Source organism: Streptomyces mobaraensis NBRC 13819 = DSM 40847, from assembly GCF_017916255.1.
Taxonomy (GTDB): Bacteria; Actinomycetota; Actinomycetes; order Streptomycetales; family Streptomycetaceae; genus Streptomyces; species Streptomyces mobaraensis.
In genome coordinates this window covers 320481-335280 of sequence record NZ_CP072827.1, presented here as the reverse complement: position 1 = coordinate 335280, position 14800 = coordinate 320481, and the positions used below count along the sequence as shown (strand labels likewise).

13 protein-coding genes are annotated in these 14800 nt (G+C 72.4%); 6 read left to right on the top strand and 7 right to left on the bottom strand.

Features of this window, described 5'->3' with window-relative positions:
- Window positions 1-42: 42 nt before the first annotated feature.
- Entirely contained in the window at window positions 43-1020 is a 978-nt protein-coding gene (locus tag J7W19_RS01240) for an aminoglycoside phosphotransferase family protein (RefSeq protein WP_004944983.1), read from the top strand.
- A gap of 106 nt (window positions 1021-1126) precedes the next feature.
- On the opposite strand, the gene J7W19_RS01235 is transcribed toward J7W19_RS01240, so the two are convergent.
- A complete protein-coding gene (locus tag J7W19_RS01235) occupies window positions 1127-5572 on the bottom strand; it encodes a carbohydrate-binding protein (RefSeq protein ID WP_004944980.1) in 4446 nt (1481 codons plus the stop codon).
- A gap of 608 nt (window positions 5573-6180) precedes the next feature.
- Window positions 6181-7242 carry a chitinase gene (locus J7W19_RS01230; RefSeq protein ID WP_004944977.1) on the bottom strand — a complete coding sequence of 354 codons (1062 nt, stop codon included), beginning with the start codon at window positions 7240-7242 and terminating at the stop codon, window positions 6181-6183.
- Window positions 7243-7338: 96 nt separating this feature from the next.
- Here J7W19_RS01230 and J7W19_RS01225 point away from each other — a divergent pair, with 96 nt between their 5' ends.
- Window positions 7339-8130, top strand: a complete 792-nt coding sequence (locus J7W19_RS01225; protein ID WP_004944975.1) for an AraC family transcriptional regulator — start codon at window positions 7339-7341, stop codon at window positions 8128-8130.
- 19 nt (window positions 8131-8149) lie between these two features.
- Here the strand turns inward: J7W19_RS01225 and J7W19_RS01220 are convergent, their stop codons facing one another.
- Window positions 8150-9232: a hypothetical protein gene (locus J7W19_RS01220; RefSeq protein WP_004944971.1), complete on the bottom strand. Its 1083-nt coding sequence runs from the start codon at window positions 9230-9232 to the stop codon at window positions 8150-8152.
- A gap of 118 nt (window positions 9233-9350) precedes the next feature.
- Between J7W19_RS01220 and J7W19_RS01215 the strand changes: the two genes are divergently transcribed.
- Complete coding sequence (locus J7W19_RS01215) at window positions 9351-9548, top strand: DUF2795 domain-containing protein (RefSeq protein ID WP_040889810.1); 198 nt, start codon at window positions 9351-9353, stop codon at window positions 9546-9548.
- A gap of 212 nt (window positions 9549-9760) precedes the next feature.
- Window positions 9761-10567, top strand: a complete 807-nt coding sequence (locus tag J7W19_RS01210; RefSeq protein WP_004944966.1) for an SDR family oxidoreductase — start codon at window positions 9761-9763, stop codon at window positions 10565-10567.
- 31 nt (window positions 10568-10598) lie between these two features.
- Here J7W19_RS01210 and J7W19_RS01205 read toward each other — a convergent pair whose 3' ends face one another.
- Together J7W19_RS01205 and J7W19_RS01200 are read right to left on the bottom strand one after the other, a co-directional pair.
- The gene (locus J7W19_RS01205) at window positions 10599-11078 is read right to left on the bottom strand and encodes a DUF5709 domain-containing protein (RefSeq protein ID WP_004944963.1); all 480 of its coding nucleotides are present in this window, start codon (window positions 11076-11078) and stop codon (window positions 10599-10601) included.
- A 194-nt stretch (window positions 11079-11272) separates the two neighbouring features.
- On the bottom strand, window positions 11273-11482 hold the full coding sequence (locus tag J7W19_RS01200) for a hypothetical protein (RefSeq protein WP_004944959.1): 210 nt from the start codon (window positions 11480-11482) through the stop codon (window positions 11273-11275).
- A gap of 239 nt (window positions 11483-11721) precedes the next feature.
- Here J7W19_RS01200 and J7W19_RS01195 point away from each other — a divergent pair, with 239 nt between their 5' ends.
- Window positions 11722-12033 carry an SH3 domain-containing protein gene (locus J7W19_RS01195; RefSeq protein WP_004944954.1) on the top strand — a complete coding sequence of 104 codons (312 nt, stop codon included), beginning with the start codon at window positions 11722-11724 and terminating at the stop codon, window positions 12031-12033.
- A gap of 74 nt (window positions 12034-12107) precedes the next feature.
- Here J7W19_RS01195 and J7W19_RS01190 read toward each other — a convergent pair whose 3' ends face one another.
- Complete coding sequence (locus tag J7W19_RS01190) at window positions 12108-13109, bottom strand: YihY/virulence factor BrkB family protein (RefSeq protein ID WP_004944951.1); 1002 nt, start codon at window positions 13107-13109, stop codon at window positions 12108-12110.
- A 110-nt stretch (window positions 13110-13219) separates the two neighbouring features.
- Between J7W19_RS01190 and J7W19_RS01185 the strand changes: the two genes are divergently transcribed.
- Window positions 13220-14098, top strand: a complete 879-nt coding sequence (locus tag J7W19_RS01185; protein ID WP_004944948.1) for a DUF72 domain-containing protein — start codon at window positions 13220-13222, stop codon at window positions 14096-14098.
- A gap of 152 nt (window positions 14099-14250) precedes the next feature.
- Here the strand turns inward: J7W19_RS01185 and J7W19_RS01180 are convergent, their stop codons facing one another.
- Window positions 14251-14715 (bottom strand): DUF6098 family protein, encoded by a 465-nt coding sequence (locus J7W19_RS01180; RefSeq protein WP_004944945.1) that lies wholly within the window; start codon window positions 14713-14715, stop codon window positions 14251-14253.
- Window positions 14716-14800 lie beyond the last annotated feature (85 nt).

The window sequence follows — 14800 nt, the reverse complement described above, 5'->3', positions numbered from 1 at the left end:
ACGCGTCGACAGCCGGGCCGTCCACCAGGCAAGATCATCTTCATGGTGAACCCGCATACCCCCGACACCACCCTCAGCGACCGCGCCCGGCGCGCCGTGGACCTCGCGACCCGGGCCGGCCGCCGGCTCGGCCTGCGCGCCGACGAACCCCGCGTCCTGCACGATGTCTTCAACGTCCTGGTGCACCTGGCGCCGGACCCGGTCGTGGTGCGCGTCCCGTCCCTTGCCCTCATGCCGTACGACGAGCTGGTGGCCAAGCAGCGGCGCGAACTGGACGTCACCGGCTGGCTGGCCGACCGGGGCGTCCCCGTCGTCGGCCCCAGCCCGCTGGTGCCCCGCGAGCCCGTGGAGATCGACGGGACGTCGCTCACCTTCTGGGAGTTCGTCACCGAGACCGACCGCCTCGCCGACCTCCCGCAGGACGACGCCGAGGCGATGCAGCGGCGCTTCGCCGAACAGACGGGCTGGGCCGCGGAGTTGCACCGGCAGCTCGCCGACTACCCCGGCGAGCTGCCCGTCCTCGCCCCGCTCGTCCCGGCGATCGGCTCGGCGCTGGAGGCCCTGCGCAAGGAGCCGCAGACGCTCACGACGGCCGACCTCGACCGCGCCGAGGCCGAGTACGCCGCCCTGGAGGCGCTGGTCCGGGACCTGCCCGCCCGCTTCCCGGGCGCCCGCCTCCAGGCCCTGCACGGTGACTCCCCGGCCTACAACGTCCTGCGGACCGCCGAGGGCCACCGCTTCAGCGACTTCGAGGACGCGACGCGCGGCCCCGTCGAGTGGGACCTCACCCTCGTCGGCCTCCTCGGCGTCGAGGCGTACGAACGCGCGGGCGGCACCGTCGACCGCGCCCTGCTGCACGTCATGGAGGGGGCGCGGCTGCTCCAGACGGTGTCGGCGCTCAGCGTCGCCCCGCGGATGCCCGAACTGGGGCCGATGCTGGAGCCGATGGTGGCGATGTGGCGCGACCGCGCCCCGCTGACGGCGGACCTCCCGGAGGGCGGGGCGCCGACGTCCCTGTAGGCGCGCGACGTCGGGGCCCGACGTGCGAAGAGGGGAGGGAGGCCGGTCCCTGAGGCCCGGCTCCCTCCCCTCGGCGCGGTGTCACCTCACCGTGCGGCTCTCCCCGTCACCGGGTGAGGTTGACCGTGAACTGCTGCTCCGGCTCGTCGCAGTGGGCCACCTTGTCGGGCCGGTTCCCGGGCCCGTCACCGAAGATCGGGACCGGGGCGTCCACGGCCCACGGGTTGCCCCCGCTGCCCCGGGTCGCCACACCGCACGAGGCGTAGGCATGGCCGTTGGGCGTGATGGGGAGGTTGGAGAAGTTCTTCCAGTCGCCGACGCTGATCCGCCGGTCGGACGGGCGTCCGAGGTTGTCCGTCATGCGGTCGTCGACGTACAGGTAGAGGTCGGGCATGTAGGACTGGAAGACGATGCCGTTCGGCGGGTTGGCGTCGTCGTTCTTCTGGTAGTGCGTCGGCTTGACGGACCCGTCGGCGCAGAAGGCCGCCGCGACGTCCTGCCAGATCGGCGGGGCGTTGCCGATCATGGAGCCCCACATGTTCTTGTTCCACGAGCCGCTGTTCTTGAAGAACATCGAGTAGACGTCCCCGGCGAACCGCCGCACCGCGTGGTTGGTCTCCGTGTTCTCGTTGACCTCGTCGACCCACTTCTTGACGTTGTCGTTGATCGACTTGTGGCCGATCATCGCGCGGTAGCCGTGCACACCGCCGCCGACCGCCCGGAAGTCCACGCACTGCCGGGCGTCGTCGAGCCGCGCGGCGCGGAAGTGCGGGAAGTACGCCTGTCCCGGGGTGTCCCCGTCCGTGTAGGGGTGCGAGCTCTGGACGTTGCCGTACTCCAGCGCGTCCTGCGTGGTGTAGTCGATGTCCGGGGCGAGGATGCCGTAGTCCGCCTCGATCGCCTTCATGATCTTCGTGACGAAGTAGGGCAGGTGGGCGTTGCCGACGCGGTTCCGGTAGTCCGATCCCACGCTGCCGTCGACGATCTTCCCGTCCTCGCCGACCACGAAGGTCACGCTGACATCGGACTTGATCTTGTAGCTGTTCGGGTCCTTGAACATCTCGGAGGCGGGCTTGGAGGCGTCGGGACGCTCGGGGTTCGCCATGGCCATCCACCTCGGGATCGACATGGCGGGGACGGACCCGTCGGCGTTCGGCTTCCAGCCGCCCGCCTTGATGTCCTTCGCCCACTGCGCGGCCTCGTCGTAGGTCTTCTGGCCCGTGCACTCGCCCACGGCCTTGGCCGCGGGACAGCGCGCCTCGTAGGTGAGGCCGAACGCCTCGACGCCGTTGCCGTTGTTGTCCCACAGCGGGCCCCGCTCGGCGAGGCCCAGGCCCCAGTCGTAGAGCGACTTCATCGACCGCACGGGCGTCTCCAGTTCCGTCACCGGCGAGTTGGAGTTCAGCTCCTGGTTCGGGTCGAAGACCGCGGCGGCGGTCAGGGAGCGGCGGACGAACGTGCCCTTGATCGGCTTGAAGGCCACCGAGTTCCAGGCGACGTCCTCGTCGGCGGTGCCGCCCTTCGCGTAGTTCGTCAGCTTCACCTTGGGCGTGGAGGTGAACTTGTAGGCGCCCAGCGGCACCCACTTGCCGTTGTTGGCGTTCTGGTCCACGACCCGCTCGTAAGGACCGCCGACGGCGCCGCTGACGACGTACGTGGCCCGCCGTGTCTGGGCCCCGGTGTCGGGGACGTACGCGTAGACGGCGGCGATGTCGTACGTCGTGCCCGCCGTCCACTCGCCCTCGACGGCCATCCGGTTGCCGTCGCCGCCGAGGTGGTCGTCGTCGCGGGTGTGGGTGTACCAGAAGTGACCGCCGTGGCCGCCGCCGATCGAGTGCAGATCGGCCTTCGCCTCGTAGTGCTTGTCCAGGTCGGGGTGGAAGGTGAACTCGAAGGTGCCCGTCGACGCCGCCTTCCCGCAGCTCGACCACGTCTCCGTGCCGGCCGGGATCGAGGCGACGACGTCGGAGCCGCTCGGGGCCCCGCCGCACACCGGCTCACCGTTCTTCAGCCGGTACCCGCGGCCGGGCTCGTCGCGCAGGGTGACGTACTTGATCTTCTCGTTGCCGCACGAGTCCTTGCAGTCGGACTTCCAGGTGGCGTTCGCCTGGTTCCACCAGAACTGCCGGTAGCACGCCTCGTCCGGGCAGTCGATCGGGTTCCCGGGGTTGCAGTTGTTGTTCTTGTTGCAGAAGGTGTCCAGCGGGGGGCTGATGCGGGAACGGCTCTGGGCGCTGAGCCACCAGGCCGGCTGGAAACCCGCCGTGGCGTAGCCGGACTCGCCCTTCCAGCCCTGCTTGCCGTCGGAGTCGTAGGAGAAGCCGGTGTCGATGGACCAGGCGGCCCAGCCCATCACCTTCTCCTCGTACGGCCAGTTCTGCGGGCGCGCCGCGTCGGTGATGTTCTTGGGGTCGAGGGAGGTGTCCATGAAGGGGTGGTCCCAGGCACCCTTTTTGTAGAGGGGGTTGGCGGGGTTGTTGTACCAGCCCAGGCCCCAGCGCCCGCCGTTCTTGCCCGCCTCCGACGGGGGGTTGAAGCCGAGGTTGTAGTTCCAGACCGCGGTGAACCAGTTCTCCACCCGGGACGGGTCGTCGTTGTTGACCGTGATCTTCTGGCCGTCCTTGTGGACCTCGTTCCACTTGTCGGCGAGGATCTTCATGGAGGCGGCGACGTTGGCGGCGTAGTCGATCGCGATGATCTTCTGCAGCTTGGGGTCGAGGCTCGTCTCGGTCTGCCGGCCGGTGTCCTTGTCCGTCTTCTCGTGCCCCTTCATGCGCATGCCGTCGGTGACCTGGCCCACGCCGTAACCGCAGTCGGACTTCTCCCAGTTGATGCGCCAGTAGCCGAGCAGGGTGTCCTTGGTGCTGTGGCCGTAGTAGCCGTCCACCGCGGCCAGCGGGTTGCCCATCTGCCCGGGGATCGCGCCGGATTCGGCCTGCCACAGGTTGGACTCCTGGGCCAGGACGCCGAGGAGGACGTTGACCGGGATCCGGCCGCCGCCGGTGAGCGACGGAAGGGGGAACAGCCCCTGCGGGTCGATCGACCCCAGCCCGGCCTGGTCACGGTAGCCGCCCTGGCGGAGCCACTTGCCGCGCAGCTCGCCGCGGACGGCCATGTCCGCCGCCCACTCGACCTGGTTCGGCGTCGGCTGCAGCGCCTGGACGCCCATGTCGTTGCGGGAGACCGAGCACCAGCGGTCGGTGTCGGTCGGATCGTGCGAGACGGGCGCGGGGTCGGGCGCCCGCACGGCGGGTCCGCCGGTCCGCGTACGCGGCCGGGTGCCGCCGGTCAGCGCGGGGGAGAGGACGTCCTTCGGACGCGGCCGTGCGGAGGCCACCCGCTGCTCGACCTTGTCGCCCGTGGGCGTGGCGGTCGAGGTGACGGTCAGCGTGGTGGTGGCGTCCGCCACACCGGGGGCCTTGCCGGAACGGGAGCGCACACCCGCCTCGGGCTCGTCCGCCTTGTCGAAGCCCTTGCCGCCGCCCTTGATGCGGGTCAGTCCGGCGCGGACGCCGGGGGTGAGCACCGGGTCGACGGCGAGGCGGCCGAGCGAGGAGACGTCGGTGTCGGCGGGCGCGTCGATCCTGGTGATCCCGCTCCCCTCCACCTTCGCGTCCTTGGTACTGCCGGTGAGGAAGGCACGGCCCTGCGCGCCCTGGGCCAGGTCGAGGTCGCCGAGCGGACCGGTGGCCACCGTGCGCGGTGCGCCGTGGCCGCCGTACACCTTCACCTGTGCCGTCTGGGTGCCCTTGCGGTCCATGAAGCCGATCCGGCCGTCGGCCAGGGGGCGGATGTCGAAGGGGATACTGTCGGCCTTGGCGAGCCGCCCGGTCTTCCCCCGGCCGTCGATCCGGACGAGATCGCTGCCGAGACCGGCGACGACGCCGTCCTTCAGCGGGGCGGCCGACGACACCTGCCCGCGCAGCTCACCCGTCTTCAGGACCGTCCTGCCGGACGTGTCGACGGTGATCACGCGTGTCTTCGTCCGCGACGCGTCGTTCATGTCGCGGTACTGGGTGAAGGCGGCGGTGTGAGTGCTGGTGTTGCAGGTCGGGTCGAAGTAGGCGAGCGTCGCCGTGAACGGCAGCTTCGTCACCGCGCCCGTCGTGGTGTTCACGATCGCCGTGAAAGCGCCGCCCTGCATCAGGTCGGGCTTGTTGGTGAACGCGCGCGGGGCGTACACGGCGGCGACGTGGGAGTCGTCCATGACGCACTGGTTGCCGATCCACGTGTCGGCGGGCATGCCCGGCTCGTTGAGGACGGCGGCCGTCCGCCACGCGTAGGCCCGGCCAGACTCCGCGACGAGGACGCGCAGGCCGGCCGAGTCGGCGGCGGCGGTGACGGCCTGGTCCTTCGAGGTCTTCCAGTCCTTCCCGAGATGGCGGTCGGGGTCGGCGACCGCCCCCGAACCCGTCGGCGCGCCGGCCGGTTTCGTATCGGCCGGCGGGGTGTCCGGTGCGGCGAGCGCCGCACCGCTCTGTATCAGCCCGGCCAGGACGGCGGCGGCGGCAAGCCCCGCGATCCCGGCCCGAGCCGGTCTGAACGATGTCAAATCTTCCGTCTTTCCTCGCAGTGAGCACGCGACGGAAGGGAGTGATGACGCGTGATGCACCGTATTCGCGCCTCCCCCTGGCGTCGGTGCGACGGCGTACGGGCCGCGAGGGCGCCGCCGCCGAGTGATGGCGCTCATTTAAGACAGCAGTAAACCCCTTATGCAAGAGGGGAGTTGGGTCCGCCCCGGCGTAAGGAAGGCATCCCGGCGGATCTCTTTCGCCGGGATGTTCCCCTCGAGGTCAACCGCCCTATATCGGCGGGTCCACCGAAATCAACCGCCGTGCCCGCCGGACAAGGGGCCTGTTAACACCACTTGTTGGCGCACTGCACGCCGTAGGGGGGGCGCCGCTGTTCTTTTTCATCCGGCTTTCATCCGACGCAGGCGCGGAAGGAATGGTCGTTGCCGCGGCGCGCGATCGCGAATCCCCTCGACTCGTGAAATCGCCGACACGTCCGCCGGATCGAGATCACGTGGCGGCGCCGAGCAATACAAGGTGCCGCGGCATCACTGTCGGCCATGAAACATGGCTACCCGGATCGTCGATTTCCGTGTCTTTTGGGGCTCATGCGTACACGGCCGCCCTCGCGGTCGGCCTCATCTCGGCCTCACCGGCCTTGCAGGGCCTTGACGTTGTCGCCGAACGTCCACCCCTTCGACCCGTCCCAGTTGACCGACCAGGTCATCAACCCCTTGAGCCGGCCGTTGTAGGCGCGCCACGCCTGCGCCACCTGGCCGGGCGCCATGTACCCGCCCCCGGCGCCCGGTTGGGCCGGGAGGCCGGGGACCTGTTTGTCGTAGGGCACCTTGATGGTGGTGCCCTGGACGACCAGGCCCCGGTCGAGGCAGTCGGTCTGCGCGGTGAACCCCTGGACCGTCCCGGCGGAGTAGGAGTCACCGGAGCAGCCGTACATGTTGCCGTTGTAGTACTGCATATTGAGCCACCACAGCCGGCCGTTGTCGGCGTACTTCTTCACGATCGGCAGGTAGGCGCCCCAGATGGACCCGTACGTCACGCTGCCGCCGGTCACGTACGCCGTCTCGGGCGCCATCGTCAGCCCGAACCCGTCGGGCATCCGGGCCAGTACGCCGTCGATGATCCGCATGAGGTTGGCCTGCGAGGCGGACGGGCGGGTGATGTCGCCGCTGCCGGTGAGGCCCGTCTCGATGTCGATGTCGATGCCGTCGAAGTTGTACTTCTTCAGGATCGGCACCACCGTGTCCACGAACCGGTCCGCCACGGACGGCGAGTTGAGGTCGATGCCGGCCGCCGCGCCGCCGATGGACAGCAGCACCGTCGCCCCGGCCGCCTTCGCCCGGCACATCTCCGCCGGGGTCGGGACCTTCACGGTGGCGTCCATGCCGTCCTCCCACAGCGCCGTGCCGTCGGAGAGGATCACCGGGAACGCCGCGTTCACCACGTTGTAGCCGTGGCCGCGGACGCGGTCGTCGGTCACCGGGATCCAGCCGAGCGGCGGGTGGACGCCGTTGGCCGCGCCGTCCCAGTTCTCCCAGTAGCCCTGGAGGACCTTCCCGGCGGGTTTGGGCTTGACGGCGCAGGTCTCGTCCGAGGTGCCGGACGGGGACGCGGCGGCGGGCAGTTGCAGGGCGCAGGCCAAGGCCAGGACGGTGGCGGAGAGGCGTACCGTCCCAAGGGTCCGAGAGGTCACGTTCGCTCCCTGAGTGGGGGGTGGGAGTGGGGTGTCAGGGAAAGTAGGGGCGACCGCCATACGCGTCAATAGGTCTGGACCAGAAGGGAGGCCGGGGTGACGACGACAAGACCGCCGGGGGAGGAGGGCGCGCGCGGGGGCCCGGTCCGGCACGCGCCGCGCGCGACCACCGGCCACCGACCGCTGCCCGCGGGGACGGAGGTCGACGCCCACCGGCACGACGAGCACCAGATCGTCTACGCGGGCCGCGGCGTCCTGTCCGTCACGACGGACGCGGGCAGCTGGATCGCGCCCGGCAACCGCGCGATCTGGATCCCCGCCGGCACCGTCCACGAGCACCGGGCGTACGGCGACACCGAGATCCACCTGGTGGGGCTGCCGCTGGAGGACAACCCGCTCGCGCTCGACCGGCCGGCCGTCATCGGCGTCGGCCCGCTGCTGCGGGAACTGATCCTGGCCTACACCGAGCAGCCCGCCGACCCCACGGCGGAGCGGCTCCGCCTGCGCGCCGTCCTCCTCGACCGGCTCCGCCGCTCCGACGAACAGCCCCTGCACGTCCCCGCGCCCCGGGACCCCCGGCTGGCCGCGGTCTGCGCCGTCCTCCGCGACGACCCCGCCGACCACCGCACCCTCGCCCAGCTCGGCGCGGCGTTCGGGGCCGGCGAACGGACCCTCACCCGGCTCTTCCGCGCCGAACTCGGCATGAGCTTCCCGCAGTGGCGCACCCAGGTCCGGCTGCACCACGCGCTGCGCCTGCTGGCCGAGGGCGCCTCGGTCTCCACCGTGGCCCGGCGCTGCGGCTGGGCGTCGAGCAGCGCCTTCATCGACGTCTTCCGCCGCGCCTTCGGCCATACGCCGGGGGCGCACCGGACGCGCTTCCCGCCGTGACGGGGGCGCGTACGGCCGGTCAGGCCGACGGCGCCGCCCCGGGCTCCGGCCGCGGGGGCTCCTCCACGAGCCGGTCGCCCAGTTCCCGGCCGCCCGGGTGGCGGTGGCGCCAGACCCAGAAGACCGCCGTGGACACCGCGGCCCAGACCGCCAGCACGGCGAACGGGAAGAGCTGCTGGTGGCCGCGGAAGTACACGGCCGTGTGCTGGGCGTTGACGGAGGCCCCGGGCGGCAGCCAGCGGCCGATCGCGGCGAGGGGGGAGGGCAGGAGCGGCCAGGAGACGGCGCCGCCGGAGGAGGGGTTGCCCAGCAGCACCATCAGGCCCCACGTCGGCAGCATCGCCCACCGGCCGAACAGGGTGTTGCACATGGTGAAGAACATGCCGCTGGTGAACATGGTGAGGCCGAGGATGAACCACGACTCCCCGAAGGGCAGCCGCAGCGCGCCCAGCCCCCAGTCCACGATCGCGGCGATGGCGAAGCTGCCGAGCACGGAGTAGGCGACGGTGAAGGCGACGCGCTCGGCCGGGTTGAGGGAGCGGGCGTGGACGCTGAGCTGGATGGCGCCGACGAAGCCGAGGATCACCGCCGCGAGCGAGATGTAGAAGAGGGCCAGCCCGCGCGGGTCGCCCTCCTGCAGCGGGTTGATGTCGGTGACGGCGACCCGCACCCCGATCGCGTCCCCCACCTTCGGCGCGGTCTCGCTCAGCAACTGGGCGACGGTGGCGCCCGAGGCGCCCGAGACGTCCAGCGCCGCGCCGTGCGGCCGGGCCCGCAGGATCGCGTACACCTTCTGCTCCTCGACCGCCTGCCGGGCCTGGGCGTAGGTGTCGTAGTGGTGCAGTTCGAGGGACGCGTCGAGGGCGTGCTCCATGCCCTGGACGAACTCCACCCGTTTGACGTCCGAGGTGGGTACCCCGGTGACGGCGGTGGGGATGCGGTGCGGGGTGGGGTTGGCCATGGCGTAGGTGTACGAACCGGCGAACAGGCCGGCCGCCGCCGAGATGATCAGGACGAGCACGGTGGCCGGCAGGAAGGGGGACCGCCGGAAGCGCTCCCACGGGCCGGGCCGGGAATGCGGATTCCGATCTTCCGTTTCCATGATCGCCACCTTATGCGGAGGGCCGGAGGACGGCGCAGCGGGGTTCCGGGAGCACGGCCGTCCGGGTGAATCCCGGGCGCCCGCTCATCCCCTGGCGTCGCACGGGTACCCGGAGCTCATGACAGCGAAGCCGAACCCCATTGAGCTCCAGAAGAGCCTCGGCGGCATGCACTACCCCGCCGACAAGGAAACCCTCGTCGAACACGCCAAGAAGAAGGGCGCGGACAAGACCACGCTGGACGCGCTCAGCTCGATGCCCAAGAAGGAGTACGACTCGCCGGCGGCCGTGACCGAGGCCGTCACCAAGAAGAAATAGCCCGCCGGACGACTCCTCCGGGGATGGCCCCGGAACGACACCGCGCGCCGCCGCGGCCGGCCCGCCGCCCCTCGGGGCCCGGGCCCGGCCCGGCGGCGCGCGGTGTCCTTCCGGGGCCCGTGTGCGGCCCCGCCGGCCGGGTACCCACCCGCGGGGCCCCGGCCACGGCCGGCGGCCCGCACGGAAACCGCCCGTACGAGAGGAGTCCGCGGATGAGCAGCCACCCGGCCGGCCCCCGCGTCGCGGTCGTCACCGGTGCCGACTCCGGCATCGGCCGCGCCACGGCCGTCCACCTGGCCCGGCAGGGCCTCGACGTCGGCATCACCTGGCACAGCGACCGGGAGGGCGCCGAAGGCACCGCCGAGGAGGTCCGCGCCCACGGGCGGCGCGCCGCCCTGGCCAGGATGGACCTGACCCTGCTGCCCGAGGCCGCCGACGCCGTCGACGCGCTGGCCGACGAACTGGGCCGGATCGACGTCCTCGTCAACAACGCCGGCACCGGTACCGCCGCGCCCTACCTCGACCTCGACCTGGAGACCGTGCGCCGCGTGCTCGACGTCGACCTCGTCGGGCCGTTCCTGTGCGGCCAGCGCGCCGCACGGCGGATGATCCGGCAGGGCGACGGCGGCCGGATCGTCAACGTGACCAGCGTCCACGAGCACCAGCCGCGCGTCGGCGCCGCCCCCTACTGCGCGGCCAAGGGCGGCCTCGGTCTGCTCACCCAGGTCATGGCCCTGGAACTCGCCGAACACGGCATCACCGTCAACGCCGTCGCGCCCGGCGAGATCGCCACCCCCATGACCGGCCAGGAAGACGTCGACGTGCACCGGGTGCGCCGCCCCGGCGTACCGGCGGGACGGCCCGGGGACGCCCGGGAGGTGGCCGCGGTGATCGCCTTCCTCTGCGGGAGCGAGGCGTCCTACGTCACCGGCGCGTCGTGGAGCGTGGACGGCGGGATGCTGCGGATGGGACCCCAGGCCGGCTCGCACCTGGAGGACGACTCCTGGCGCCGCGTCTGACCGTCGTCCCGCCGGACGTGTCCTCCTCGGATCAGCCCTCGAACTCCTCCGGCGGGACGACGGGTTCCTCGGGCACCACGTGCATCGCCGCCTCCTCGGCGGAGGCGGCCCCGCCGTTGACGCCGACGTCCCGCGCGTAGATGTCGTTCACTCGGGGCGGCATCAGGTCCCACGTGCCGGTCAGGCGGCCCGCGCGCTCGTCGCCGGCCTCCTCGTCGATCGGCTCCCCGTCGCGCGGCGCGTCCCCGATGCCGTCGCCGTCGGGGACGGCCGGCTCGGGCACCTCCTCGGCGAGCCGCTGGTCCAGCGTCTCCCGTTCGCGCTGCTCACGGGCCGTGGTGCCGTGGTGGGTCACGGCCAGCGGCTTCTCCGGCGGCGACCAGCCCTCGTCGAGCACCTCGTCCAGGCCGTCGCCGTCGAGCGCGTTCTCCAGGTCCAGGTCGTCGGGGTTGTCCCGGGTGTCGGAACGCACCGGCTGATAGACCTCGTCACCCATCGCGTCGTCGGACATGCTGCGCTCCTTCCTCCCGCGCGGCCCCGCAGCGACGTCACCTCCAGTCTCCTCCGTGCGGCTGCCCGGCGCTCCTCGGGGCCGTGCGGGTTCCCTGGGTTCCATGACTTCCCGGGGCGGGCGGCCGGGCCCGGGGCGCGCCCGGCCGGCGTGCCGTGCCGGGCCCCGCTCCCGGTGGCCTCCCGACCCGCTCCTCAGCCCCGGTCGCGGGCGGGACGCGCGCCGCCGCGCCGCTCGCGCTGGACGGACTCCTGGGCGCCCGGGTTGGGCGTCATGGCGTCGGCCGCGTCCCGCTCGTGCCGCCGGTCGGGGCGTTCCGTGAGCTCCACGAGCTCCTCGACCGCCTCCTCGGCGGCGGTGCGGGGCTTTCCGGCCTGGTGCTCCGGGGCGTCCTTGTCGGTCATGCGCGGTCCTCCGCTCGATCGTCCGTGTACGGCCGTGGTCGTCCGGCCCGAGTACCGGGTGCCCGGCCGGCCGCCGGGCATGCGCGCCGGGCGGCGGCGCGGCACTGTCACTGTTTAATCATGAACATGTCTTGAAACGGCTTCAGGGCCCGTTTTCAAGATCATCTGCTGATACGTTCCTCCTCGCCGGCCCCGCGACCAGCGGTGACCGGTGTGAAACCGAAAGCAAGGAGCGACAAGTGACATCCGAAAACCGGGGGAAGACCGCGGGCAAGCGTGCCGCCGCGATGGCGGGCCTGCTGGCCGCCGCCACGCTCGGCGGCGCCGCGCTGGCGGCGCCGGCCCACGCCGACGACGTCTACGGCCACTGCACGGGCGAGGGCGTGCGCATCCGCGCCGCCGCGAGCACGTCGGCCTCGGTCGTCGGCCTGTGCTACAGCGACCACCGCCTCGCGCACCGCGACGTCTCGGGCGACGGTCAGTGGGACAAGGTCTACGACGTGACCACGGGCGTGTCCGGCTGGATCTCGCACGGCTACTGGAGCTGGTAGACAGCGGTCGGGGGCGCGAGGCCGAGCCTCGCGCCCCCGGGCGTTCTCCCGGGCGGAGGCCCCTCCCGCGCCTCCTACGCCGCGCCGTCGTCGCCCGGCGGCCAGGCGCGGGTGTCCCGGGGCGGCACGTACGGCTCCTCGTCCTCCGGGTGGCCGCCGAGGATCGCCCGCTCCCGGCTCAGCTCGGCGTCGAACTCCAGGCCCAGCAGGATCGCGAGATTGGTGAACCACAGCCACATCAGGAAGACGATGAGACCGGCGAAGGTCCCGTACACCTTGTTGTAGGTGCCGAAGTTCGCCACGTACAGCGCGAAGCCCGCCGAGACCGCCATCCACAGCGCCAGGGCCACCAGACTCCCCGGCGTCACCCAGCGGAAGCCGCGCCCGCGCACGTTCGGCGCCGCCCAGTACAGCAGCGCGATCATGACCGTCACCAGCAGCACGAGCACCGGCCACTTGACCACCGACCACACCGCCAGCGCCTCGTCGCCGACGCCCAGGGCGGTGCCCGCCTGCCGGGCGATGCCGCCGGTGAACACCACGATCAGCGCGCTCGCCGTCGCCAGCAGCATCAGCACCAGGGTCACCACGAGGCGCAGCGGTGTCAGCTTCCACACCGGCCGCCCCTCCTTGATGTCGTAGACGGCGTTGGAGGCGCGGATGAACGCCGCCACATAGCCGGAGGCGGACCACAGCGCGCCCAGCAGGCCCGTCACCGCCAGTACGGAACCGGTGCCGCCGCTCGCGCTCGCCTGGCGCACCGCGCCGGTGAGGATGTCCTGCACCGGACCGGGCGTCAGATGCTCCAGGTTCGCCAGCAGCTTCTCCGCCGCCGACTTCCCGGCGACGCCCAGCAGCGACACCAGCACCAGCAGCGCCGGGAAGAGGGACAGCATCGTGTAGTACGTCAACCCGGCCGCGCGGTCCGCCAGTTCGTCGTCCACGAACTCCGTCGCCGTCCGCCGCAGCACCGACCTCCACGAGCGGGCGCGCAGTCGCGTCGGCTCGTCCGGGGCCCGCCGCTCGACCTGGGGGTCCGGACCGGCCCCCGCCGTGCTCTTCTCCGTCGCCGTCACGCCCCAACGGATAACCGGCCGGGGGGAGTTCAACCGCACCGGTGGAGGCGCGGACGAGGCGTGCGGACGAAGCGTGCGGACCGGCGCCGTGACGGGGTAACCGCCGGCACATGGAAAAGTACCTCGTCGGCACCTGCTCCTGGACCGACCCCGCCCTGCGGGCCAGCGGCTGGTACCCGCCGGCCGCGCGCGACGACCCCGAGGAGCGGCTGCGGCACTACGCCGCCCGGTTCCCCGTCGTGGAGGTCGACGCGACGTACTACGGGCTGCCCAGCACCCGCAACTGCACGCTCTGGGCGGACCGCACCCCGCCCGGCTTCGTCTTCGACGTCAAGGCGTTCGCCACCCTGACCGGCCACTCCGCCCGCGCCGGCGCGCTGCCGCCCGACCTCCGGCCGCCCGGCCCCCCGCAGCGCCGGCTGACCCCCGCCCGGCTCCCGCGCGGCGTGGTGGACGAACTGTGGCAGCGCTTCACCGGCGCGCTGCGCCCGCTGTGGGACGCGGGGAGGCTTGGGGCGGTGCTGCTGCAGTTTCCGCCGTGGGTGCGGGCGGGGGAGCGGGGGCACGCGTTCCTGGCCGAGTGCCGGCGGCGCGCGGGCCGGTTGCCGCTGGCCGTCGAGTTCCGGCACCCGGGCTGGCTGGCCCCGGGGGAGCGGGAGCGCACCCTGGATGTGCTGCGGGCGCACGGGATGTCGCTGGTGGCCGTGGACACCGCCCAGGACGTGCCCGACGCCGTGCCGCCGGTGGCCGCCGTCACCCGGCCCGAGCTGGCGGTGGTCCGCTTCCACGGGCGGTCGGCCGCGTGGCGCACCGGCGGGAAGGAGGACGCGTACCGGCATTCCTACACCGCCGAGGAACTGGCGCCCTGGCGCGACCGGATCCGGCGGCTGGCCGGGGAGGCCGAGCAGGTCCATGTGCTGTTCAACAACTGCTGCGGCGACGCGGCGGTGCGGTCGGCGGCGGTGATGCGGGAACTGCTGGCGGCGTGAGGACGGGCGGGAGGGGCGGGAGAAGGGTGTGCGAAAGGGGCGCGGGGTTCTCCCCGCGCCCCTTGCCTCGGCCTTCCGCTTGCCTTGGCCTTCCGCTTGCCTCGGCCTTCCGCGCCCCCCGGCCGTGCTTCACCCTCCGCGCGCCGCCGCGCTCAGCCCGCCGGTTCGCCGTCGGCCGACCGGCGGAGCGGGCCCCAGGGGCCGCGCTGGCGGACGACCTCGCGCTCCGCCTCGTCGATCACTTCCGTACCGATCCAGGCGAGCGGCCGTGCGTCCCGGACCAGCGGCTCGTTGTCGGGCCCCCGGCCGATCTCCCGGCCCTCGAGCACCCAGGGCCGCACCCCGGGGCCCTTGTCGCGGCGCAGGTGGCAGTAGTCGTAGAGGCGCCGGGCGACCCAGAGCCGCAGCGGGCGGTCGTCCCACCACGGTTCGACGTCGAGGGCGTTGACGGACAGGCCGGGCAGGCTGGTGCCGGTGAGGTCGTCGGTGCTGGAGGCGGGACCCAGATCCGTCCCGGGACCGCGCGACCACCGCACGAACAGGTTCTTGCCTCGCTCGACCATGGCGACCAGGTCGTCGAGGGACGTCAGAACGGGCAGGGCATCCGGGGCGGTCATATCGACGGCGGTTCCTCCGCACTCGTTTCACTGCGTTTTCGGCCGGGCGCCGTTTCCGGCCGGGCGCCGCGTCGGAAAAGCGACG